The 571-nt window shown below is 73.7% G+C and carries 1 protein-coding gene; it reads left to right on the top strand.

All coding sequences use genetic code 11. From position 1 onward, the window contains the following. Positions 1-77 precede the first annotated feature (77 nt). Positions 78-571: LysR family transcriptional regulator (locus AC13HU_RS38010; RefSeq protein ID WP_483046552.1), on the top strand; the 494-nt coding region annotated here is incomplete at its 3' end.

A 571-nucleotide genomic window follows, 5' to 3' on the forward strand; every position in this document is an offset into this window, starting at 1 on the left:
GCCCTCGTCCGCCCGCTCTCCCCACCCTCACCGAACCCCGGATTGCCGTCCAATACCTGCGTCTATAACCTGGCGGCATGGATGTCGACACGCGGTTGCTGCGCTACTTCGCGGCTGTGGCGGCCGAGGGGACACTGACCCGCGCCGCGGAGCGGCTGTACGTGTCACAGCCCGCGCTGACCAAGCAGATCAAGCAGCTGGAGAACCAGCTCGGGATGCGGCTGTTCACCCGCTCCCGGTCCGGGATGGCGCTGCCCGAGGCGGGCCGCGCGCTGGCCGAGCGGGTGCCCGCGCTGCTGGCCGACTGGGACCGCGTGCTGAGCCAGACGCAGGCCGCGGCCGGCCGGGCGACCCGCGTGCTGCGGGTCGGGTTCCTGGCCAGCGCCGCCAACGAGGCGACGCCGTCCATCGTCGCGGAGTTCGCCCGCCGCCGGCCCGGCTGGCGCGCCGACCTGCGGCAGGCGTCCTGGTCGAACCCGACCGCCGGGCTGGCCACGGGCGAGGTCGATGTCGCGCTGCTGCGGATGCCCTTCCCGGGCCAGGACACCTTCCGGTGGGAGGTGCTGTTCAC

Source organism: Streptomyces sp. NH27 (assembly GCF_056859195.1).